General features: G+C 65.3%; 24 protein-coding genes. 22 read left to right on the top strand and 2 right to left on the bottom strand.

The annotated features are described in order from the left end of the window. The first annotated feature begins 1 nt into the window (after position 1). The 22 genes from CFB34_RS18815 (at position 2) to nagZ (ending at position 19,776) form a co-directional block, all read left to right on the top strand. Positions 2 to 637, top strand: a complete 636-nt coding sequence (locus tag CFB34_RS18815) for a DUF177 domain-containing protein (protein ID WP_089439542.1) — start codon at positions 2 to 4, stop codon at positions 635 to 637. A gap of 98 nt (positions 638 to 735) precedes the next feature. Further along, positions 736 to 915 carry a 50S ribosomal protein L32 gene (rpmF, locus tag CFB34_RS18810; protein WP_006051932.1) on the top strand — a complete coding sequence of 60 codons (180 nt, stop codon included), beginning with the start codon at positions 736 to 738 and terminating at the stop codon, positions 913 to 915. 129 nt (positions 916 to 1,044) lie between these two features. Then, on the top strand, positions 1,045 to 2,151 hold the full coding sequence (gene plsX / locus CFB34_RS18805) for a phosphate acyltransferase PlsX (protein WP_089439543.1): 1,107 nt from the start codon (positions 1,045 to 1,047) through the stop codon (positions 2,149 to 2,151). Beyond that, positions 2,152 to 3,141 carry a beta-ketoacyl-ACP synthase III gene (locus CFB34_RS18800; RefSeq protein ID WP_027788011.1) on the top strand — a complete coding sequence of 330 codons (990 nt, stop codon included), beginning with the start codon at positions 2,152 to 2,154 and terminating at the stop codon, positions 3,139 to 3,141. It abuts the gene before it with no gap. Positions 3,142 to 3,224: 83 nt separating this feature from the next. Next, the gene (gene fabD / locus CFB34_RS18795; RefSeq protein WP_089439544.1) at positions 3,225 to 4,157 is read left to right on the top strand and encodes an ACP S-malonyltransferase; all 933 of its coding nucleotides are present in this window, start codon (positions 3,225 to 3,227) and stop codon (positions 4,155 to 4,157) included. A 36-nt stretch (positions 4,158 to 4,193) separates the two neighbouring features. Continuing rightward, positions 4,194 to 4,943 carry a 3-oxoacyl-ACP reductase FabG gene (fabG, locus tag CFB34_RS18790; protein ID WP_006476504.1) on the top strand — a complete coding sequence of 250 codons (750 nt, stop codon included), beginning with the start codon at positions 4,194 to 4,196 and terminating at the stop codon, positions 4,941 to 4,943. A gap of 144 nt (positions 4,944 to 5,087) precedes the next feature. Next, a complete protein-coding gene (gene acpP, locus CFB34_RS18785; protein WP_004197638.1) occupies positions 5,088 to 5,327 on the top strand; it encodes an acyl carrier protein in 240 nt (79 codons plus the stop codon). Positions 5,328 to 5,491: 164 nt separating this feature from the next. Then, positions 5,492 to 6,724, top strand: a complete 1,233-nt coding sequence (gene fabF / locus CFB34_RS18780; RefSeq protein ID WP_089439545.1) for a beta-ketoacyl-ACP synthase II — start codon at positions 5,492 to 5,494, stop codon at positions 6,722 to 6,724. Between the two features lie 12 nt (positions 6,725 to 6,736). Continuing rightward, on the top strand, positions 6,737 to 7,201 hold the full coding sequence (locus CFB34_RS18775) for a hypothetical protein (protein WP_089439546.1): 465 nt from the start codon (positions 6,737 to 6,739) through the stop codon (positions 7,199 to 7,201). Between the two features lie 91 nt (positions 7,202 to 7,292). After that, entirely contained in the window at positions 7,293 to 7,892 is a 600-nt protein-coding gene (rpoE, locus tag CFB34_RS18770; RefSeq protein WP_006490873.1) for an RNA polymerase sigma factor RpoE, read from the top strand. An 86-nt stretch (positions 7,893 to 7,978) separates the two neighbouring features. Further along, a complete protein-coding gene (locus CFB34_RS18765) occupies positions 7,979 to 8,596 on the top strand; it encodes a sigma-E factor negative regulatory protein (protein ID WP_089439547.1) in 618 nt (205 codons plus the stop codon). A gap of 5 nt (positions 8,597 to 8,601) precedes the next feature. Next, entirely contained in the window at positions 8,602 to 9,654 is a 1,053-nt protein-coding gene (locus tag CFB34_RS18760) for a MucB/RseB C-terminal domain-containing protein (RefSeq protein ID WP_089439548.1), read from the top strand. 16 nt (positions 9,655 to 9,670) lie between these two features. Further along, complete coding sequence (locus tag CFB34_RS18755; protein ID WP_089439549.1) at positions 9,671 to 11,173, top strand: DegQ family serine endoprotease; 1,503 nt, start codon at positions 9,671 to 9,673, stop codon at positions 11,171 to 11,173. Positions 11,174 to 11,180: 7 nt separating this feature from the next. After that, positions 11,181 to 11,423 carry a glutaredoxin family protein gene (locus tag CFB34_RS18750; RefSeq protein WP_089439550.1) on the top strand — a complete coding sequence of 81 codons (243 nt, stop codon included), beginning with the start codon at positions 11,181 to 11,183 and terminating at the stop codon, positions 11,421 to 11,423. A gap of 160 nt (positions 11,424 to 11,583) precedes the next feature. Beyond that, positions 11,584 to 13,377, top strand: a complete 1,794-nt coding sequence (gene lepA, locus CFB34_RS18745) for a translation elongation factor 4 (RefSeq protein ID WP_059501585.1) — start codon at positions 11,584 to 11,586, stop codon at positions 13,375 to 13,377. Positions 13,378 to 13,393: 16 nt separating this feature from the next. Further along, complete coding sequence (gene lepB / locus CFB34_RS18740; protein ID WP_089439551.1) at positions 13,394 to 14,287, top strand: signal peptidase I; 894 nt, start codon at positions 13,394 to 13,396, stop codon at positions 14,285 to 14,287. A 154-nt stretch (positions 14,288 to 14,441) separates the two neighbouring features. Next, entirely contained in the window at positions 14,442 to 15,674 is a 1,233-nt protein-coding gene (gene rnc, locus CFB34_RS18735) for a ribonuclease III (RefSeq protein WP_089439552.1), read from the top strand. A gap of 60 nt (positions 15,675 to 15,734) precedes the next feature. Beyond that, positions 15,735 to 16,634 carry a GTPase Era gene (era, locus tag CFB34_RS18730; protein WP_006476493.1) on the top strand — a complete coding sequence of 300 codons (900 nt, stop codon included), beginning with the start codon at positions 15,735 to 15,737 and terminating at the stop codon, positions 16,632 to 16,634. Beyond that, positions 16,621 to 17,457, top strand: a complete 837-nt coding sequence (recO, locus tag CFB34_RS18725; protein ID WP_011351416.1) for a DNA repair protein RecO — start codon at positions 16,621 to 16,623, stop codon at positions 17,455 to 17,457. Before era ends, recO begins: the two co-directional genes overlap by 14 nt. Next, positions 17,454 to 18,230, top strand: a complete 777-nt coding sequence (gene pdxJ / locus CFB34_RS18720; RefSeq protein ID WP_046545252.1) for a pyridoxine 5'-phosphate synthase — start codon at positions 17,454 to 17,456, stop codon at positions 18,228 to 18,230. Before recO ends, pdxJ begins: the two co-directional genes overlap by 4 nt. A 72-nt stretch (positions 18,231 to 18,302) precedes the next feature. Beyond that, positions 18,303 to 18,731: a holo-ACP synthase gene (gene acpS / locus CFB34_RS18715; protein WP_011351418.1), complete on the top strand. Its 429-nt coding sequence runs from the start codon at positions 18,303 to 18,305 to the stop codon at positions 18,729 to 18,731. 16 nt (positions 18,732 to 18,747) lie between these two features. Next, positions 18,748 to 19,776 carry a beta-N-acetylhexosaminidase gene (gene nagZ / locus CFB34_RS18710; RefSeq protein ID WP_089439553.1) on the top strand — a complete coding sequence of 343 codons (1,029 nt, stop codon included), beginning with the start codon at positions 18,748 to 18,750 and terminating at the stop codon, positions 19,774 to 19,776. Between the two features lie 189 nt (positions 19,777 to 19,965). On the opposite strand, the gene CFB34_RS18705 is transcribed toward nagZ, so the two are convergent. Continuing rightward, on the bottom strand, positions 19,966 to 21,351 hold the full coding sequence (locus CFB34_RS18705) for a sigma-54 dependent transcriptional regulator (RefSeq protein ID WP_089439554.1): 1,386 nt from the start codon (positions 21,349 to 21,351) through the stop codon (positions 19,966 to 19,968). Between the two features lie 268 nt (positions 21,352 to 21,619). Then, positions 21,620 to 22,177: an elongation factor P gene (gene efp, locus CFB34_RS18700; RefSeq protein ID WP_011351421.1), complete on the bottom strand. Its 558-nt coding sequence runs from the start codon at positions 22,175 to 22,177 to the stop codon at positions 21,620 to 21,622. Positions 22,178 to 22,249 lie beyond the last annotated feature (72 nt).

The following is a 22,249-nucleotide window of genomic DNA, read 5'->3' as shown; positions in this document are numbered from 1 at the left end:
TATGAACACTTCTTCTGGCAAACCGGCTGCGGCGCTTGATCCGCATGCAATCGACCTGTTCGAGTTCGCCCGCAGCGGGCGGCAGGCAGCGGGTGCGGTGCGCCTCTCGCAATTGCCGCGCATGTTAAACGAAGTGCCCGCGGACGCGCCAGATCGCGACACGGTCTTCACATGGCAGGCGGAAGGGTTCACCCAGAAGGAGTTGCAGGACGACGGCGCCGATGGGCAGCAGCCGTATCTGCGCCTTGCGGTGCACGGCGATGCGTGGCTCACGTGCCAGCGCTGCATGACCCCGTACGACCAGGCGTTCGACGTCGACATGACGTACCGGGTCGTCGCGACCGAAGAAGAAGCTGAAGAATTTCCGCTCGACGACGATGAAGCCGATGTGATCGTGGGCTCACGCCAGTTCGATCTCGTCGACTTGATCGAAGAGGAATTGCTGCTTTCGTTGCCGCTCGTGCCCAAGCACGAGGTTTGCCCGGCAGTTCACGAAAGCCTCGTGTCGGGTGCGAGCGGTCCCGCGGAAGAGACGGACGAAGAGTCCGACGAAGCCGGGGACGAAGGCAAACGGCCGAATCCGTTCGCAGCGCTGGAAGTGCTGAAGAAGGACGGTGACGGCACCAAGAAACACTAAGCAGTTGTGGCGCGGGAAGGCGTAAAGGCTTTGGGCCAGGGTAGTTAAGCGCCGGATCGGGCTGTGTTAGAATCCGGAAAATTATTTAGGAGTTAGTCATGGCAGTCCAGCAAAACAAGAAGTCGCCGTCGAAGCGCGGCATGCATCGTTCGCACGATTTCCTGACGGCAGCGCCGCTGGCAGTCGAGCCGAGCACGGGTGAAGTGCATCTGCGTCACCACGTCAGCCCGAACGGCTACTACCGCGGCAAGAAAGTCGTCAAGACGAAGAACGACTAAGCGTCAAGTCACGCGTTGCGCGCTACGCTTGCCGTTCGCGTGACAACTGGTTCGCTTGACACTTTCCTGGCTCAACAAAAAGGCGGCATTCAACTGCCGCTTTTTTGTGCCTGAAATTCGTCGCATTCCATGACCGTAAAGCTCACAATCGATTGCATGGGAGGCGACCACGGCCCGTCCGTGACCGTTCCCGCGGCAGTCAAGTTCGTCCGCGCGCATCCCGATGCGCACCTGATGCTCGTCGGCATCGAAAGCGCGATCCGCGCTCAGCTGAAAAAGCTGAAAGCCCTCGACGATCCCGCGCTGACCATCGTTCCCGCCACCGAAGTCGTGGCGATGGACGACCCTGTCGAAGTGGCGCTGCGCAAGAAGAAGGATTCTTCGATGCGCGTCGCACTCAACCACGTCAAGGAAGGCGCGGCGCAGGCCTGCATCTCCGCCGGCAATACCGGCGCGCTGATGGCCGTTTCCCGTTACGTACTCAAGACGCTGCCCGGCATCGAGCGGCCCGCGATCGCGTTCGCACTGCCGAACCCGACCGGCTACACGATGATGCTGGACCTCGGCGCGAACGTCGACTGCGAGCCGCAGCACCTGCTGCAGTTCGCGGAAATGGGGCACGCACTCGTGGCGGCGCTCGAAGGCAAGGAACGTCCGACGATCGGCCTGCTGAACATCGGCGAAGAGGTGATCAAGGGCAACGAGACGATCAAGCGCGCAGGCGAACTGCTGCGCGCCAGCACGCTCAATTTCCGCGGTAACGTCGAAGGCAACGACATCTACAAGGGCACGGTCGACGTGATCGTGTGCGACGGCTTCGTCGGCAACGTCGCGCTGAAGACGTCCGAGGGGCTCGCGCAGATGCTGTCGGACATCATCCGCGAGGAGTTCGGTCGTTCGCTGATGTCGAAGCTGATGGCGCTGCTTGCACTGCCTGTCTTGATGCGTTTCAAGAAGCGCGTCGACCACCGCCAGTACAATGGCGCGGCGCTGCTGGGGCTGAAAAGCCTCGTGATCAAGAGCCACGGTTCGGCCGACGCCTACGCGTTTGAGTGGGCGATCAAACGCGGGTATGATGCCGTCAAAAACGGCGTGCTGGAGCGCCTCACGCGCGCGATGGCGGATAATTCAGTGTCGCTCGGCGAAGGCGAGCACGACGCGGGCGGTGCGGGCCATGCAAGCCCCGCCGCAGGCCATCACGCCGAACCTCCCGCTGCGCAATCCTCTAAAGCATAAATGGCCCAATCGACTCTCTATTCCCGCGTGCTCGGCACGGGCAGCTACCTGCCGCCTGACCGCGTCACGAACCAGCAGTTGACCGATCGCCTTGCGAAGGAAGGCATCGAGACGAGCGATGAATGGATCGTTGCGCGCACGGGTATCCATGCGCGCCATTTCGCCGCACCCGACGTCACGACCAGCGATCTCGCGCTCGAGGCGTCGCGTCGCGCGATCGAAGCCGCCGGCATCGATCCGCAGTCGATCGACCTGATCATCGTCGCGACTTCGACCCCCGATTTCGTGTTTCCGAGCACCGCGTGCCTGCTGCAGAACAAGCTCGGCATCAAGAACGGCGGCGCGGCATTCGACGTGCAGGCCGTGTGTTCGGGCTTCGCGTATGCGATGGCGACGGCCGACAGCTTCATCCGCAGCGGCCAGCACCGCACGGCGCTCGTCGTCGGCGCGGAGACGTTCTCGCGCATTCTCGACTTCAAGGACCGCACGACCTGCGTGCTGTTCGGCGACGGCGCGGGCGCGGTGATCCTGTCCGCGTCGGAAGAGCCGGGCGTGCTCGGCAGCGCGCTGCACGCGGACGGCAGCTATTCGCACATCCTCTGCACGCCGGGCAACGTCAATCGCGGCGTGATCGAAGGCAGCGCGTTCCTGTACATGGACGGGCAGGCCGTGTTCAAGCTCGCGGTCAACGTGCTCGAGAAGGTCGCGATCGAGGCGCTCGCGAAGGCGAACCTCGCGCCCGAGCAGATCGACTGGCTGATTCCGCACCAGGCCAACATCCGCATCATGACCAGCACCTGCCGCAAGCTCGGCCTGCCGCAGGAGCGCATGGTCGTGACGGTCGACCAGCACGGCAATACGTCGGCCGCGTCGATCCCGCTGGCGCTCGATACCGCGGTGCGCGACGGTCGCATCCAGCGCGGCCAGCACGTGCTGATCGAAGGCGTCGGCGGCGGCTTCACCTGGGGCGCGTCGGTCTTCCGCTACTGATCCGCGGCGCGCGACGGCTGCGCGCGGATCCCATCGGCGCGCCATTCGTGCGCGTCGTCCGAATCGATTCAATTGGGGACGATATGAAATTTGCATTCGTATTTCCGGGGCAGGGCTCGCAGGCGGTCGGCATGCTCAACGCATTCGCCGATCTGGCCGTCGTGCGCGAGACGCTCCAGGAAGCGTCCGATGCACTCAATCAGGATCTCGGCAAGCTGATCGCCGAAGGCCCGGCCGAAGAGCTGAACCTCACCACCAACACGCAGCCCGTGATGCTGACCGCAGCCTATGCGTGCTACCGCGCGTGGCAGCAGGCAGGCGGTCCGGCGCCGTCGATCGTCGCCGGCCACAGCCTCGGTGAATACACGGCGCTCGTCGCTGCAGGCGCGCTCGCGTTCAAGGACGCGGTGCCGCTCGTGCGCTTCCGTGCGCAGGCGATGCAGACGGCCGTGCCGGTCGGCCAGGGCGGCATGGCCGCGATCCTCGGCCTCGATGACGATACGGTGCGCGCAGTCTGCGCCGAAGCCGCGGAAGCGGGCGTCGTCGAAGCGGTGAACTTCAATGCCCCCGCGCAGGTCGTTATCGCAGGCAACAAGGCCGCGGTCGAAAAGGCCTGCGAGATCGCGAAGGCGAAGGGCGCGAAGCGCGCACTGCCGCTGCCGGTGTCGGCGCCGTTCCATTCGTCGCTGCTCAAGCCGGCATCGGATCAACTGCGCGACTATCTTGCGAACGTCGACGTCAAGGCGCCGCAGATTCCGGTCGTCAACAACATCGACGTCGCCGTGGTCAGCGATCCGGCTGCGATCAAGGATGCACTGGTGCGCCAGGCCGCGGGCCCGGTGCGCTGGGTCGAGTGCGTGCAGCACGTCGCCGGCACGGGCGTCACGCACGTGATCGAATGCGGTCCGGGCAAGGTGCTCGCCGGCCTGACGAAGCGCATCGACGGCAACCTGACGGGCGCATCGGTATTCGATCCGGCTTCGCTCGACGAAGCGCTCAAGCTGGTGACCGCCTGACGCGGCGCCTTTTCTCAAGAGACGGATATTCGATTCATGGACAAGACTCTCGATAAACAGGTTGCGATCGTCACCGGCGCATCGCGCGGCATCGGCCGTTCGATCGCGCTCGAGCTCGCGCGCCTGGGTGCGACGGTGATCGGCACGGCGACGAGCGAATCGGGCGCCGCTGCGATTACCGCGGCGTTCGCGGAAGCGGGCGTCACGGGCCGCGGCGCGGTGCTGAACGTCAACGACGCGGCAGCCGCCGAGGCGCTGATCGACGCGACCGTGAAGGAATTCGGCGCGCTGAACGTGCTCGTCAACAACGCGGGCATCACGCAGGACCAGCTCGCGATGCGCATGAAGGACGAGGACTGGGACGCGGTGATCGACACCAACCTGAAGTCGGTGTTCCGCCTGTCGCGCGCCGTGCTGCGCCCGATGATGAAGGCGCGTGGCGGCCGCATCATCAACATCACGTCGGTGGTCGGCTCGGCCGGCAACCCGGGTCAGGTCAACTACGCGGCTGCGAAGGCCGGCGTGGCGGGCATGACGCGTGCGCTTGCGCGTGAAATCGGCAGCCGCGGCATCACCGTGAACTGCGTGGCGCCGGGCTTCATCGACACCGACATGACGAAGACGCTGCCGGAAGAACAGCAAGCCGCGCTCAAGACCCAGATTCCGCTCGGCCGCCTCGGCAGCCCTGAAGACATCGCCCATGCCGTCGCGTTCCTCGCATCGCCGCAAGCCGGTTACATCACCGGTACGACGCTGCACGTGAACGGCGGCATGTACATGTCGTAACGATTTTCGTTTACCATCCGCGCCGTATCCCGTTTTTCAGGCGGATCGGCGCTTGATCGACCATCAAGCCAACGCGCGTTTTGGCGTCAGCAAACCTGATAAAATGCGCGCACTTGTAAATCTGAACTTTCCCTCGGAGGGGTAATGGACAACATCGAACAACGTGTCAAGAAGATCGTCGCTGAACAACTGGGCGTTGCGGAAGCCGAGATCAAGAACGAAGCTTCGTTCGTGAACGACCTGGGCGCAGACTCGCTCGACACGGTCGAACTGGTGATGGCTCTGGAAGACGAGTTCGGCATGGAAATCCCGGACGAAGAAGCAGAGAAGATCACGACCGTTCAGCAAGCGATCGACTACGCTCGCGCAAACGTCAAGGCATAAGCGCCTTTCGCGCTTGTCCGCCACGTCGCCGCGATCTTCGCGATTGACGCGCCATCCTGCCGGCTTCGCGCCGGACGGACTAACAGCCACAGGGCTCGCAGGGCTGGTTCCTGTGGCCACTGTGGCTTTTGTTTTTGTCATCCAATAATGGAAAAGAGGTTACCGTGAGCCGCCGTCGTGTTGTTGTTACAGGCCTGGGGCTGATTTCGCCTGTTGGCAATAATGTTGCCGACGGCTGGGCCAATCTCGTCGCCGGCAAGTCCGGTATCGCCACCGTCACGAAGTTCGATGCGTCGAACCTCGCCTGCCATTTCGCGGGCGAAGTGAAGGGTTTCAGCGCCGAGGAGTACATCCCGGCGAAGGAAGCCCGGAACATGGATACGTTCATCCATTACGGCATCGCCGCCGGCGTCCAGGCCATCAAGGACAGCGGGCTGGAAGTGAACGAAGCCAATGCGGAACGCATCGGCGTGCTGGTCGGCTCCGGCATCGGCGGCCTGCCGATGATCGAAGATACCCACCAGACCTACGTCGATCGCGGCGCGCGCCGGATTTCGCCGTTCTTCGTGCCGGGTTCGATCATCAACATGATCTCGGGCCACCTGAGCATCATGTTCGGCCTGAAGGGCCCGAACCTCGCGGCCGTGACGGCCTGCACGACCGGCCTGCACAGCATCGGCCTCGCAGCGCGCCTGATCCAGGCCGGCGACGCCGACGTGATGGTTGCGGGCGGCGCCGAATCGACCGTGTCGCCGCTCGGCATCGGCGGTTTCGCGGCAGCGCGTGCGCTGTCGACCCGCAACGACGATCCGGCCAGCGCATCCCGTCCGTGGGACAAGGACCGCGACGGCTTCGTGCTGGGCGAGGGTGCCGGCGTGATGGTGCTCGAGGAATACGAAGCGGCGAAGGCGCGCGGCGCGAAGATCTACGCGGAAGTTTCGGGCTTCGGCATGACGGGCGACGCGTATCACATGACCGCGCCGAACATGGACGGCCCGCGCCGCTGCATGGTCGCGGCACTGCGCGACGCCGGCGTGAACGCGGACGAGGTCCAGTACCTGAACGCGCACGGCACGTCGACGCCGCTGGGCGACAAGAACGAGTCCGACGCTGTGAAGGCGGCCTTCGGCGAGCATGCGTACAAGATCGTCGTGAACTCGACGAAGTCGATGACGGGCCACCTGCTGGGCGGCGCGGGCGGCCTCGAATCGGTGTTCACGGTGCTGGCGCTGCACAACAACGTGTCGCCGCCGACCATCAACATCTTCAACCAGGACCCGGAGTGCGATCTCGACTACTGCGCGAACACCGCGCGTGACATGAAGATCGACGTTGCCGTGAAGAACAACTTCGGCTTCGGCGGTACCAACGGCACGCTGGTGTTCAAGCGCGTCTGACGCCGCAATCGCTTGACGAGTCCATTCGACGCTCCGGCCGGGCGCCCGCAACGCTTTGCGTTGCGGGCCTCGGCCGTGTCGTATTTCGTGCTGGCCGTGTTCGTCGCGTCGGCTACCGCGTCGGCCTACCTGTTCTGGGCGCCGCGCGCGGGCGCGGCCGCCGGCGCAGGCGTGTCGGCCGTGACGGCCGCGCTGCTGGCCGTGTGCGCTGCGCGGGCCTGTGGCCGCCGGCTGCCGGCCGAGTTGCAGATCGACGCATTCGGGGAAGTCGCGGCGTTTGGCCGCACCGGGCGCCTGCTGGCTCGCGGCCGCGTGACGGGGCATGCGCACTGGAGCAGCCTGCTGCTGGTGCTGTCGGTCGGGCAGGGCGCCCGGCGGGCCCGACCGCTGCTGATTCCGGCCGATGCGCTCGACGCCGCATCGTTCAGCGCGCTGTCCGTGCTGGCGAGAACGGCGGGCGCGGCGGGGCGGGTTTGACGGCGGCACGGTTACCTACCGTAACCAGCGGCCGGCGCGGGAACGCTACAATAGCGCTCCGCGTTGCATCCCTAGTTAACGGATTTGTCAGGTGAGTGAAAAAGAAATCGATCAGGCTCTGGTCGAGCGCGTACAGAAGGGCGACAAGGCAGCGTTCGAACTCCTGGTCTCCAAATACCACCGCAAGATCATTCGGCTGATTTCGCGCCTCGTGCGGGATCCCGCCGAGGTCGAGGATGTGGCCCAGGACGCGTTCATCAAGGCGTACCGTGCGCTGCCGCAATTCCGCGGCGAGTCGGCGTTCTATACGTGGTTGTACCGAATTGCCGTCAACACGGCGAAGAACTACCTTGCGACGCAAGGCCGCCGGGCGCCGACCTCGACGGAGGCCGATGCGGAGGAAGCGGAAACTTTCTCCGACGCAGACCAACTAAGGGATATCAACACGCCTGAGTCGATGTTGATGAGCAAGCAGATTGCCGAGACGGTCAACGCTGCCATGGCTCTGCTGCCCGAAGAACTGCGCCAGGCAATTACGTTGCGCGAGATCGAGGGCCTGAGCTACGAAGAGATCGCGGAAATGATGGGCTGTCCGATCGGGACGGTCCGGTCGCGGATCTTCCGCGCACGCGAGGCAATCGCTGCCAAATTGCGTCCGCTGCTCGATACGCCCGAAGGCAAGCGCTGGTAAGCGCGACAGGCGGAGCGACGCGGGTCGGGGTCTAGTTACGGTTAGAGTCGTGAAGTCACGACGGGGTGTGCAAGATGGGGAGCATCATGGGGTCGGTCAATACGCAGTCGCAGGCGTGCTCGCGCGGCGAGCGCCTTTCCGCGCTGGTCGACGGCGAAATGTTCGAGGGCCCGGACAACGGGCAGTTTCTGGCTGAGCTCAACCGCGCGGATCGCGCTGCGTGGGCCCATTACCACCTGATCGGCGATGCGCTGCGCTCGGACGAGCTTGCGCTGTCGCCTGCGCTGAGCGTTGCGTTCACTGCGCGCATGTCGGCTGCGCTCGAAAGCGAGCCGCACCTGCTCGCGCCGGTGGCCGCACCCGTCGCGCGCAAGCTGCTGTCGCTGCGCCGGCGCGTCGTGCCCGCGTTCGCGGTCGCTGCCGCGGCGGCCACGCTGACGTGGATCGTCGTCCCGCAAATGCAGACGGCCGGGGCCCCGGGCGCCGTCCAGGTCGCATCGGCCGGTGCGCCGCAAGGCGGCAACCTGCAGCGCGTGACGGTTGCGCAGGCATCGGCCCAGCCGGGCCTGCAGGACGTCAACATCATCCGCGACGCCAGCCTCGACCAATATCTTGAAGCGCACCAGCAATTCGCGCAGCAGCCCGTCGTCACGGGTTCGATGCCGCTGATCCGCGCTGCCGTGACCACCACGCCAGGCCAATAAACCCGATGCGGACATTGCAGTTGAATCACGCCATCTCCGGATGGAAGCGGCTGCCGGCCCTCCTGCTTTGCGCAGCCGCCCTGTTGTCCGTTCAATCCCTTCCTGCCAGCGCCCAGCAACCGGACGATCCCGTCGCGACCCGCAAGGGTGCCGCCGACTGGCTCGACCGCGTCCAGCAAGCGGCGCAGCAGCAGAGCTACGAAGGCACGTTCGTCTACCAGCGCGGCGGGTATGTGCAGTCGTCGCGCATCGCGCACGTCGCGTCCCGCGACGGCGAGTTCGAGCGCATCGAGACGCTCGACGGCAAGCCGCGCAAGCTGCTGCGACATAACGACGAGCTGTACACGTTCGTGCCCGAGCGCAAGCTGTGCGTGGTCGAGCGCCGTCAGACGCGCGACTCGTTTCCCGCGCTGCTCGGTGCGAGCGGCGAGCATGTGATGTCCGTCTACGACGCGAAGTTGCTCGGCAAGGACCGCGTGGCAGGGATCGATGCGCAGGTCGTCGAACTCGTGCCGAAGGATGCGTACCGCTTCACGTACAAGCTGTGGGCCGACGCGCGCACGGGGCTGCTGCTGCGCTCGCAGACGCTCGATGCGAACGATCATGTGCTCGAGCAGATCGCGTTCTCGCAACTGCAGACGGGCGGTGCAAGCGGCGACAAGGCCGCGATCGCGGCCGGCATGCGCAACCTGAGCGGCTGGACGGTCGTGCGGCCGCCGGTCGCGACGGTCGACATGGAAGCGCAGGGCTGGCAGCTCGCCCCGAGCGTGGCGGGTTTCCAGAAGATTCGCGAAGTGCGCCGGCCGATGGCCGCGCGCGACGCGGGCGAGCCGCCGATCCCGGTCGATCAGGCCGTCTTCACCGACGGTCTCGCGACGATCTCGGTTTTCATCGAGCCGGCCGAAAAGAATACGCGCAAGGAAGGCGCGGGCAGCACCGGTGCAACGAACGTTCTCGTGAAGCGCCGTGGCGACTACTGGATCACCGTACTCGGAGAAGTGCCGCCGGCTACGTTGCAGCAGTTCGCGTCTGCCATAGAATACAAGGCTTCCAAGTAACGCTACGGCTTCCGACATGATGAAACTCACGCTGCGCAAATGGCTCGCAGCGGCGGCGCTGTCTGCCTGCCTGCCGCTCGTGCCGCATACCGCATTTGCGGTGACGGCTCCCGCTGCCAGTCTGCCCGACTTCGCCGACCTGGTCGAAAAGGTCGGGCCGGCCGTCGTGAACATCCGGACCACCGCCAACGTGCCGACGAGCAGCGGCCCGCGCGGCATGCTCCCGCCGGGCTTCGACAACGGCGACATGTCGGAATTCTTCCGCCGCTTCTTCGGCATTCCGCTGCCGCAGGCGCCGGGCAACGGTAGCGGCAATGGCGGCGGCAATCCGAAGAACGCGCCGACGCCGGACAATCCGCCCGACACCGAGCAGAATCGCGGCGTCGGCTCGGGCTTCATCGTGTCGGCCGACGGCTACGTGATGACCAATGCGCACGTCGTCGACGATGCGGACACCATCTACGTGACGCTGACCGACAAGCGCGAATTCAAGGCGAAGCTGATCGGCGTCGACGATCGCACGGACGTCGCGGTCGTCAAGATCCAGGCGTCGAACCTGCCGGTCGTCGCGATCGGCGATTCGAACAAGGTGCGCGTCGGCGAGTGGGTCGTCGCGATCGGTTCGCCGTTCGGCCTCGACAACACGGTCACGGCCGGCATCGTCAGCTCGAAGAGCCGCAATACGGGTGACTACCTGCCGTTCATCCAGACCGACGTCGCCGTGAACCCCGGCAACTCGGGCGGCCCGCTGATCAACATGCAGGGCGAGGTGATCGGCATCAACTCGCAGATCTACAGCCGTACCGGCGGCTTCATGGGCATCTCGTTCGCGATTCCGATCGACGAGGCGATGCGCGTGGCCGACCAGCTGAAGGCGACGGGCAAGGTCACGCGCGGCCGGATCGCGGTGGCGATCGGCGAGGTGACGAAGGACGTGGCCGATTCGATCGGGTTGCCGAAGGCCGAGGGCGCGCTCGTCAGCAGCGTCGAGCCGGGTGGCCCGGCCGACAAGGCGGGCATCCAGCCGGGCGACATCATCCTGAAGTTCAATGGCCGTTCGGTCGATGCGGCGTCGGATCTGCCGCGCATGGTCGGTGACACGAAGCCCGGCACGAAGGCGACGGTCAGCGTATGGCGCAAGGGTCAGGCACGCGATCTGCCGATCACGATCGCGGAAACGCCGGCCGAAACGACCGCAAAGGCCGAGCAGCGCAAGAATGCGCCGCAGAAGCCGCGCCAGACCAATTCGCTCGGTCTGACGGTCAGCGACCTGACGGCGGAGCAGATGAAGACGCTGAAGCTGAAGAACGGCGTGCAGATCGACGGCGTCGACGGCCCGGCCGCCCGGGCGGGGCTGCAGCGCGGCGACATCGTGCTGCGCGTCGGCGACACCGACATCGCGAACGCGAAGCAGTTCGCCGACGTGACCGCTCAGCTCGATCCGCAAAAGGCGGTCGCGGTGCTGGTGCGGCGTGGCGACAACACGCAGTTCGTGCCCGTGCGGCCGCGCCAGAAGTAACGCGCCGATGTTCACGCTCTACGGCCGCGGCTGGTGCCACCTGTGCGACGACCTGCGCGACGCACTGGCGCCGGTGGCGGCGGAATTCGGCATCGCGGTCGATTACGTCGACATCGACACGGATCCGACACTCGTTGCCCGCTACGACGAGGATGTGCCCGTACTGCTGCTGGACGGGGCGGAGGTATGCCGCCACCGGTTCGACGACGCGCGGGTGCGCGACGCGCTGGCGGCCCGGCGCCGAGCCTGACCTGCCGCCGGCGGGCGTCGTTTCGCACGGGGCTTGGCCCGGCGTTGGAAATACCGCCCGGCAAAGGCCTTTTCGGCTAAACTAAGCTGTTTTTTCACCGACTTACACAAGGCGTGCTCTGCAGTCGTCGAGCGCGCCTTTTTCGCTTGATCGGCACTGAATGGATCATATTCGCAATTTCTCGATCATCGCGCACATCGACCATGGCAAGTCGACGCTCGCGGATCGCATCATCCAGGTATGCGGCGGCCTCGCCGACCGTGAAATGGAAGCGCAGGTGCTCGACTCGATGGACATCGAGCGCGAGCGCGGCATCACGATCAAGGCGCAGACTGCCGCGCTGTCCTATCGCGCGCGCGACGGCAAGGTCTACAACCTGAACCTGATCGACACGCCGGGGCACGTCGACTTCTCGTACGAAGTCAGCCGTTCGCTGTCCGCGTGCGAAGGCGCACTGCTGGTCGTCGATGCGAGCCAGGGCGTCGAGGCGCAAACCGTCGCGAACTGCTATACGGCGATCGAGCTCGGCGTCGAGGTCGTTCCCGTGCTGAACAAGATCGACCTGCCGGCCGCGAACCCCGAGAACGCGATCGAGGAGATCGAGGACGTGATCGGCATCGACGCGACCGACGCGACGCGTTGCAGCGCGAAGACGGGCCTCGGCGTCGAGGACGTGCTCGAGTCGCTGATCGCGAAGGTGCCGCCGCCGAAGGGCGACCCGGCCGCACCGCTGCAGGCGCTCATCATCGACTCGTGGTTCGACAATTACGTCGGCGTCGTGATGCTGGTGCGCATCGTCAACGGCACGCTGCGCCCGAAGGACAAAATCAAGATGATGGCGACCGGCGCGCAGTACCCGGTCGAGCACGTTGGCGTGTTCACGCCGAAGTCGCGCAATCTCGAATCGCTGTCGGCAGGGCAGGTGGGCTTCATCATCGCCGGCATCAAGGAGCTGACGGCCGCGAAGGTGGGCGACACCGTCACGCACGCAACCAAGGCCGCCGCCGAGCCGCTGCCGGGCTTCAAGGAAGTGAAGCCGCAGGTGTTCGCGGGGCTGTATCCGGTCGAGGCGAACCAGTACGACGCGCTGCGCGAATCGCTCGAGAAGCTGAAGCTGAACGACGCATCGCTGCAGTACGAGCCGGAAGTGTCGCAGGCGCTCGGTTTCGGTTTCCGTTGCGGCTTCCTCGGGCTGCTGCACATGGAAATCGTGCAGGAGCGGCTCGAGCGCGAGTTCGACATGGATCTCATCACGACCGCACCGACGGTCGTCTACGAGGTCGTGCAGAGCGACGGCTCGACGATCATGGTCGAGAACCCGGCGAAGATGCCGGAGCCGGGCCGCATCGCCGAAGTCCGCGAGCCGATCGTCACCGTGAACCTGTACATGCCGCAGGATTACGTGGGCTCGGTGATCACGCTGTGCGAGCAGAAGCGCGGCTCGCAGATCAACATGCAGTATCACGGCCGCCAGGTGCAGCTCACGTACGAGATCCCGATGGCCGAGATCGTGCTCGACTTCTTCGATCGCCTGAAGTCGGTGTCGCGTGGCTATGCGTCGATGGACTACGAGTTCAAGGAATACCGTTCGTCGGACGTCGTGAAGGTCGACATGCTGATCAACGGCGATAAGGTCGATGCGCTGTCGATCATCGTGCACCGTTCGCAGTCGCAATATCGCGGCCGCGAAGTGGCCGCGAAGATGCGCGAGATCATCCCGCGCCAGATGTACGACGTGGCGATCCAGGCGGCGATCGGCGCGCACATCGTCGCGCGCGAGAACATCAAGGCGCTGCGCAAGAACGTGCTCGCGAAGTGCTACGGCGGCGACATCACGCGAAAGAAGAAGCTGCTCGAGAAGCAGAAGGAAGGCAAGAAACGAATGAAGCAGGTGGGCTCGGTCGAGATCCCGCAGGAAGCGTTCCTTGCGATCTTGCGCGTCGAAGACAAATAACAGGACTGATCCTTTTATGAATTTTGCGCTGATTCTTTTTGTGCTCGTCATCTTGACGGGCGTAGCGTGGGTGCTGGACAAACTGGTGTTCCTGCCGAAGCGTCGCAAGGCGGCCGACTCGGCGATCGAGGAGTTCGATCGCCAGCAGTCGCGCATCGACAAGCGCTTCGCGGATGAAAACGCGGCGCAGACGCGTTCGAAGCTGCGCGACGAGAAGCTGCGCCAGCCGTGGTGGCTCGAGTACACGGCGAGCTTCTTCCCGGTGATCCTGGCGGTGTTCGTCGTGCGTTCGTTCGTCGTCGAGCCGTTCAAGATTCCGTCGGGCTCGATGGTGCCGACGCTGCTCGTCGGCGATTTCATCCTCGTCAACAAGTTCGAATACGGGTTGCGCCTGCCGGTCACGAACACGAAGATCACGCAGGGCAGCCCGCTGTCGCGCGGCGACGTCGTCGTGTTCCGTTATCCGAAGGACGAGTCGGTCGACTACATCAAGCGTGTGATCGGCCTGCCGGGCGATACCGTCGCGTACCAGGACAAGCAGCTCACGATCAACGGCCAGCCGGTGCCCGAAACGCCGCTGCCCGATTTCTTCGACGACGAGCGGCAGAATTACGCGAAGCAGTTCGAGGAAACGATCGGCAACAAGAAGAACGCGATCCTCAACAACCCGGCCGTGCCGCCGTTCGTGATGGGCGCATACGACTATCCGTTTCGCGACAACTGCACGTACAACAGCCGCGGCGTGATCTGCAAGGTGCCGCCCGGTCACTACTTCATGATGGGCGACAACCGCGACAACAGTGCGGACAGCCGCTACTGGGGTTTCGTGCCGGACCAGAACATCGTCGGCCGCGCGTTCTTCATCTGGATGAACTTCAGCGACCTGAAGCGCATCGGTTCCTTCAACTGATCGCAATCGACTCACTCGCACTACGCGACGCACGGGCCGCGTCGCGTATTGCCGAACTACTTTAAGAACCGGCGGTAACACCGCCTCGTCACGCCTTTTCGCGTCCGGCCGTGCCGTTTCGGCCCGACCGGGCGCCCGCGTTATACTCCTGCACATGCCCTCATCCCAGTTGGAAAGCCGGCTGCGCTACGAATTTCGCAATGCGGAATTGTTGCGCCAGGCTTTGACCCATCGCAGTCACAGTGCCACGCACAACGAACGGCTCGAGTTTCTCGGCGATTCCGTTCTGAATTGCGCGGTGGCCGCCCTTTTGTTCCAGCGTTTCGGCAAGCTGGACGAAGGCGATCTGTCGCGCGTACGCGCCAACCTCGTCAAACAGCAGTCGCTGTACGAAATTGCTCAGGCCCTGAATATCTCGGACGGACTGCGGCTCGGCGAGGGCGAGCTGCGCAGCGGCGGGTTCCGCCGCCCGTCGATCCTCGCGGACGCGTTCGAAGCCATCATCGGGGCCGTGTTCCTCGATGGCGGCTTCGAAGCCGCCCAAGGGGTCATCAAGCGCCTCTATATCCCGATTCTCGACCATATCGATCCGCGCACGCTCGGCAAGGACGCGAAGACGCTGCTGCAGGAATACCTGCAGGGGCACAAGATCGCGCTGCCGACCTACACGGTGGTCGCGACGCATGGTGCGGCGCACAATCAGCAATTCGAAGTCGAATGCACGGTACCGAAGCTCGATGTGAAGGTGTCGGGCTCCGGTGCGAGCCGGCGCGCAGCCGAGCAGGCTGCCGCGAAGAAGGCGCTCGATGAAGTGATGGCGGCCGCGCCGATGCTGGCCTCGAAGCCGAAGCGCTCGAAAAACGCGCGCGGGTCGAAACACGTCGAACCCGAAATCGTGCCGGGCGTGAAGGGCGTGCAGGAAGCGCTCGACCTGCGCTCGCCGGAGCGGAAGGAACGCGCGGCGGCGCGCGAGGCGAGAGCGGCCGGTGCGGCGCCTGCGGCAACCGCTACTTCCGGTACCGAGCCGGCCGCGGCGCCGATGGCCGCGATTCGCGCGGCGCATGTCGACGCGGCTGCGGAAAAGGGCGAACGCGAACGGGCGGCGAAGCCGGCGGCCGACAAGTCTGTCGACAAGCCGGCCGAGCGAGCCGACAAGGCCACGGAGAAGCCCGCGGAAGCCGTGCCCGCCGCACGCGCTGCCGACAAGCCGGCTGGCCAGGCCGCCGATCCGGCATCGTCGTCCGCCGACAAGTCTTCCGCCGGTACCGACCCCGCGTCGCGTGCGGCTGCGCGCACACGCGACGCCGCGGCACCGGATGCCGAGACGCCGCCGGGCGGCGCGAGCCTCGCCGCCGCGCAGGCGCGCGTGGCCGATGCCGACCACTGAATTGCCCATCGATCGTGCCGCGCGCCGCGCGGCCGTTTCCGAACCTGTCTCCCAAACGATATGAACACTCCCGCTCCTACCGGTTTCCGTTGCGGCATGATCGCGATCGTGGGCCGCCCGAACGTCGGCAAGTCGACGTTGATGAACGCACTCGTCGGCCAGAAGATCAGCATCACGTCGCGCAAGGCGCAGACGACCCGCCACCGCATCACCGGCATCAATACGTTCGACGACGCGCAATTCGTGTTCGTCGACACGCCAGGTTTCCAGACCCGCCACAGCACCGCGCTGAACCGTTCGCTGAACCGCGCGGTCACGTCGACGCTCACGTCGGTCGACGTGATCCTGTTCGTGATCGAGGCCGGCCGATTCGGCCCCGACGACCAGAAGGTGCTCGACCTGATTCCGCCCGGCATGCCGACGCTGCTGATCGCGAACAAGATCGACCGCGTGAACGACAAGGCGACGCTGTTCCCGTTCATGCAGAAGGTGAGCGAGCTGCGCGAATTCACCGAGCTCGTGCCGCTGTCGGCGCAGAAACCGGAAGACATCAAACGCCTGCTGGACACGATCAAGCCGTACCTGCCGGAAGGCGAGCCGATCTACGGCGAGGACGAGCTGACCGACCGCAGCTCGCGTTTCCTCGCAGCCGAAATCCTGCGCGAGAAGGTGTTCCGCTGGACCGGCGACGAACTGCCGTACACGAGCACCGTGCTGATCGACAAGTTCGAGGAGGAAGGGCGCCTGAAGCGCATCTTCGCGACGATCCTCGTCGAGCGCGATTCGCACAAGGCGATGGTGATCGGCAAGAAGGGCGAGAAGCTCAAGCAGATCAGCACCGAGGCGCGGATGGACATGGAGAAGCTGTTCGACGGCCCCGTGTACCTCGAGACCTTCGTGAAGGTGAAGAGCGGCTGGGCCGACAACGAGGCAGGGCTGCGCGCCTATGGGTACGAATGACGCGCTGACGTCGACTGAAGACGCGGTGACGGCCGGCGCGAACGACGCGCCGCTGCCGGCACCGCCTGAACCGCCGCGCAAGGCGCGGCGCGCGACGTCACGCACGTCCGATTTCCGCGTCGCCGAGCAACCGGCGTATGTGCTGCACAGTTATCCGTATCGGGAAACGAGCCTGATCATCGACGTGCTGACACGTGATCATGGCCGGCTCGCGCTGGTCGCGAAGGGCGCGAAGCGTCCGCACTCCGCGCTGCGCGGCGTACTGCAGACCTTCCAGCCGCTGCTGCTGTCCTGGTCCGGCAAATCCGAGGTGCGCACGCTGACGGGCGCCGAGTGGGTAGGCGGGATGCTGCCGCTCGGCGGCGACGGGCTCTTGTGCGGCTTCTACGCGAACGAGCTGCTCGTGAAATTCTGCGCACGCGAGGATCCCCAGCCGCCGCTCTTCAATCATTACGTGCTGACCCTCACGCGCCTCGCGCACGGCGAACCCGCGGTGCAGGTGCTGCGCTCGTTCGAGCGCGTGCTGCTGCGCGAGACCGGCTACGCGATGGCGCTGAACCGCACGGTCGCGCGCCGCGCGGTCGAGCCTGATCGTCGCTACGTGTTCGATCCCGAGCGTGGCGTGCGCAATGCGGACGACGAAGTCCCGTCGCACTGGCCGGTCATTTCCGGACAGACGTTGCTCGATATGGAGCAGGACGATTACCATCGAGCCCAGACGGTTGCGCAAAGCAAGACGCTGATGCGCTTCCTGCTGAACACCTATCTCGGCGGTACGCCGCTTGCCACGCGTCAGATCCTGATCGACCTGCAAAACCTATGAGCTTCTTCCTGACCACGCCCACCGCCATCGACCTCGGCGTCAACATCGACCACGTCGCGACGCTGCGCAATGTGCGCGGCACGACCTATCCCGATCCGATCCGCGCGGCGCTCGCCGCCGAAGAAGCCGGTGCGGATGCGATCACGCTGCACCTGCGCGAGGATCGCCGCCACATCGTCGATGCGGATGTGCGCAAGCTGCGTCCGCTGCTGAAGACGCGCATGAACCTCGAATGCGCGGTGACGGCCGAGATGCTCGATATCGCCTGCGAAGTGCGTCCGCACGACGCGTGCCTCGTGCCCGAAAAGCGCGAGGAACTGACGACCGAAGGCGGTCTCGATGTCGCCGGCCACTTCGAGGCCGTGCGTGCGGCATGCAAGCAGCTTGCCGACGTGGGTGTGCGCGTGTCGCTGTTCATCGACCCGGACGAGACGCAGATCCGTGCCGCGCACGAAGCGGGCGCGCCGGTGATCGAACTGCATACGGGCCGTTACGCCGAAGCGCACGACGAAGCCGAACAGCAGCGCGAATACGAGCGCATCGTCGCGGGCGTTCAGGCCGGCGCGCAGCTCGGCCTGAAGGTCAATGCCGGCCACGGCCTGCACTACACCAACGTGCAGCAGATCGCCGCGATCGACGGCATCGTCGAACTGAACATCGGCCACGCGATCGTCGCGCATGCGATTTTCGCGGGCTGGGACAACGCGGTGCGCGAAATGAAGGCGATCATGGTCGCCGCACGCGTTGCCGCGCTGCATGGCGGCGCGCGCTGAACATGGCATGCCGCCGCGCGTCGCGCGTCATGCCTGACCCGGCCCGGCCGGGTCGTACCGGCGCGTACTGACATGGCGATCTACGGTATCGGTACCGACATCGCCCAGGTGAGCCGCATCGCGGCCGTGCTCGAACGCACGGGCGGCCGGTTTGCCGAGAAGGTGCTGGGCCCCGACGAGCTGCGCGTGTTCCATGCGCGCCGTGCCCGCTCCGAGGCGCGCGGCATCGCGTTCCTCGCGACGCGCTTTTCCGCGAAGGAAGCGTTCTCGAAGGCGATCGGGCTCGGCATGCACTGGCCGATGACGTGGCGTGCGCTGCAGACCCTCAACCACCCGAGCGGCGAGCCGTACGTGGTCGCGTCGGGCGAGTTGGCTGACTGGCTGGCGGCCCGCGGCATCACGGCGCGCGTGACGGTCAGCGACGAACGCGACTATGCGGTGTCGTTCGTGGTCGCCGAGACCGACGCCGCGCCTGCACCTGTTTCCCGAACCTCCTCCTGACGGAATTCCCGATTCGATGAAAACGACTCCCGGCCCGGTCATGCTCGACGTCGTCGGCACGGCCCTGTCGCGCGACGATGCGCGGCGCCTCGCGCATCCGAATACCGGCGGCGTGATCCTGTTCGCGCGGCACTTCCAGAACCGCGCGCAACTGACCGCGCTGACCGACTCGATCCGCGCGGTGCGTGAAGACATCCTGATCGCCGTCGATCACGAAGGCGGGCGCGTGCAGCGTTTCCGCACCGACGGCTTCACGGTGCTGCCCGCGATGCGCCGCCTGGGCGAGCTGTGGGATCGCGACGTGCTGCTCGCGACGAAGGTCGCCACGGCCGTCGGCTACATCCTGGCCGCCGAGCTGCGTGCATGCGGCATCGACATGAGCTTCACGCCCGTGCTCGACCTCGACTACGGGCACTCGAAAGTGATCGGCGATCGCGCGTTCCATCGTGATCCGCGCGTCGTGACGCTGCTCGCGAAGAGCCTGAACCACGGGCTGTCGCTCGCCGGGATGGCGAACTGCGGCAAGCATTTCCCGGGGCACGGCTTCGCGGAGGCCGACTCACACGTCGCGCTGCCGACCGACGACCGTACGCTCGACGCGATCCTCAAGCAGGACGTCGCACCGTACGACTGGCTCGGTTTGTCGCTGTCCGCGGTGATTCCCGCGCACGTGATCTACACGCAGGTCGACAAGCGGCCGGCCGGTTTCTCGCGCGTGTGGCTGCAGGACATCCTGCGCGGACGGCTCGGCTTCACGGGCGCGATCTTCAGCGACGACCTGTCGATGGAAGCCGCGCGCGAGGGTGGCACGCTCACGCAGGCGGCCGACGCCGCGCTCGCGGCCGGTTGCGACATGGTGCTCGTCTGCAACCAGCCGGACGCGGCCGAGGTCGTGCTGAACGGCCTGAAAGCGCGGGCCACGGACGAGTCGGTGCGACGCATCAAGCGGATGCGTGGGCGCGGCAAGGCGCTCAAGTGGGACAAGCTGATCGCGCAGCCCGAGTATCTGCAGGCGCAGGCGCTGTTGAGCAGCGCACTGGCCTGAGCGGGGAGGGGATGGCGCGACCCGCGCCGTTCCGTTTGCCGAAACAGAAAGCCGCGCAATCGCGCGGCTTTTTTATGGGCTGCTGCCGGTGCGAACCTGGCAGCTCCGGGAGTCAGGCAGGTCGACGCAGTGTGCTTTTGTGCAACTAACGGTCAAACCCTGCCAGTGCCTTCGGGCATCGCCGCCTGCTCAGTTCACCTTCATCCGCTGCAGCTTGTTGTACAGCGTCTTCGGACTGATGCCGAGCAGCGTTGCCGCACGGTGGCGCGTGCCGCCGACGGCGTCGAGCGTCGCGCGGATCAGCAGATCCTCGACGTCGGACAGCGGGGTGCCGACCTTGATCTGCACGCTGCTGCCGTTCAGTGCGGCGCCGGCCGAGAAGCTCGGCTCGCCCGCGCGCAGCGTCTCGATGAAATCGCCCGATGCGTCGTACGCGAAGCGCACGCGTTCCTGCAGCTCGCGCACGTTGCCCGGCCATTCGTAGGACAGGCATTCACGGACGAAGCCCGGCGCCGCGCGCTTGTCGGTCGTGCTGCGGCCGGTTGCGCGTGCGTCGCGGTTCAGTTCGTCGATCAGCGCATCCGCGATCGCGAGCGCGTCGCCGTCGCGATCGCGCAGCGGCGGCATCGTGATCGATGCCGCATCGAGCCGCAGCCACAGATCCTCGCGCAGTGTGCCGTTCGCGACCGCTTCGCGTGCCGGGCGGCGCGTGGCCGCGATCAGCCGGAAATCGCTCGTGATCGAGCTCGTGCCGCCGATCCGCATGAAGTTCTGCGAATCGAGCGCATGCAACAGGGCCTCCTGCAGCACGAGCGGCAGTGCGGTGATTTCGTCGAGGAACAGCGTGCCGCCGCCGGCCTGTTCGAACAGGCCCGATTCGCGGCGCTCGGCGCCATCGAACGCACCGCGCTCATGGCCGAACAGCACGCTGTCGAGCGACGCACCGTGCCGGCCGGCCTGGGCGATCGTCCGGCAGTCGAACGACACGAACGGCCCCTTGCGGCGCCGGCTCAGGTCGTGCAGCGTGCGCGCGGCCAGCTTCTTGCCGGTACCGGCTTCGCCCGAGAACAGCACCGCCGTTTCGGTGCGCGCGTTGTGCTCGATCATGTCGTACACGTGCTGCATCGCGTCGCTGCGGCCGACCAGCGCGCCGAAGCGGCCGAGATGGCGCAGCGAGGCGCGCAACGACTGCACTTCGTCGATCAGTTCGTACGGACGCGGGATCCGTGCGAGCAGGCTGCGCAGGCGCGGGATGTTGATCGGCTTCAGCAGGTAGTCCCAGATGCCGTGACGCAGCCCCTCGATGGCGCTCTCGACCGTCGCATTGCCGGTCAGCACGATGACAGGCAGCGAGCCGTTCGGCTGTTGCTGCGGCAGGTGCTGGAGCAGGTCAAACCCGCTGCCGTCCGGCAGGTTCAGGTCGACCAGAACGACATCGGGAATCGAACGGCCGAGCGCCGTGCGCGCTTCCGCGAGCGACGTGGCCGTGTCGACCGAGAAGCCGTCCGCGGCGAGCAGCGCGGTGAGGCCGGACAGACTGTTGGGATCGTCTTCGACAATCAGGGCGTGTGGCATGGTGGACGCGAGTCGAGTCAAGAGAGGCGGGCTGTCGGTCATCGTGGCCGCAGCCGCATGTCAGATTAAAAACTGATTTTATGCCCCGCTGAACGCGTAACGAGCAATATTTCTCCGGCGCTATAAAACAGTTACCGATGATACAAATTGAATATCTTTACCGGTGGCTTTTGTGCTTTACATGAGCCTGACTCTCGCCGGTTGTTGGCGCCGGACAAACAAAAAGCGCCCCGAAGGGCGCTTTGTTCGATGCGGATATCGCTGGCGATTACGCGCGGCTGCGGTATTCGTTCGTACGCGTATCGATTTCGATCTTGTCGCCGGTGTTGCAGAACAGCGGCACTTGCAGTTCGAAGCCCGTTGCGAGCTTCGCGTTCTTCAGCACCTTGCCCGACGACGTGTCACCCTTGACTGCCGGTTCCGTGTAGGTGATCTCGCGAACCAGGACCGTCGGCAGTTCGACCGAGATCGCCTTCTCGTTGTAGAACACGACTTCGCAAGCCATGCCGTCTTCGAGGTAGTTCAGCGCTTCGCCCATCATTTCCGCTTCGACTTCGAACTGGTTGTAGTCGGCGTCCATGAACACGTACATCGGATCGGCGAAGTACGAGTACGTCACTTCCTTGCGGTCGAGCACGACGACGTCGAACTTGTCGTCCGCCTTGTAGACCGCTTCCTGGCCTGCGTTCGTCAGCAGGTTCTTCATCTTCATCTTGACGACGGCGGAGTTGCGGCCCGACTTGTTGTATTCAGCCTTGGCGATGACCCATGCGTCGCTGCCGATCTGCACGACGTTGCCTACGCGGAGTTCCTGTGCGGTTTTCATAAAAAACTGTCCTGATCAAATCAAATAAATAGGTGCCTGAGCGTTGCGCAACGGCTGACGGCGCAAGCGGTG

Source organism: Burkholderia sp. HI4860 (assembly GCF_002223045.2).
In the GTDB taxonomy this organism is placed as follows: domain Bacteria; phylum Pseudomonadota; class Gammaproteobacteria; order Burkholderiales; family Burkholderiaceae; genus Burkholderia.
The sequence above is the reverse complement of the archived record's forward strand: the minus strand, read 5'-3'. Positions and strand labels throughout refer to the sequence as shown.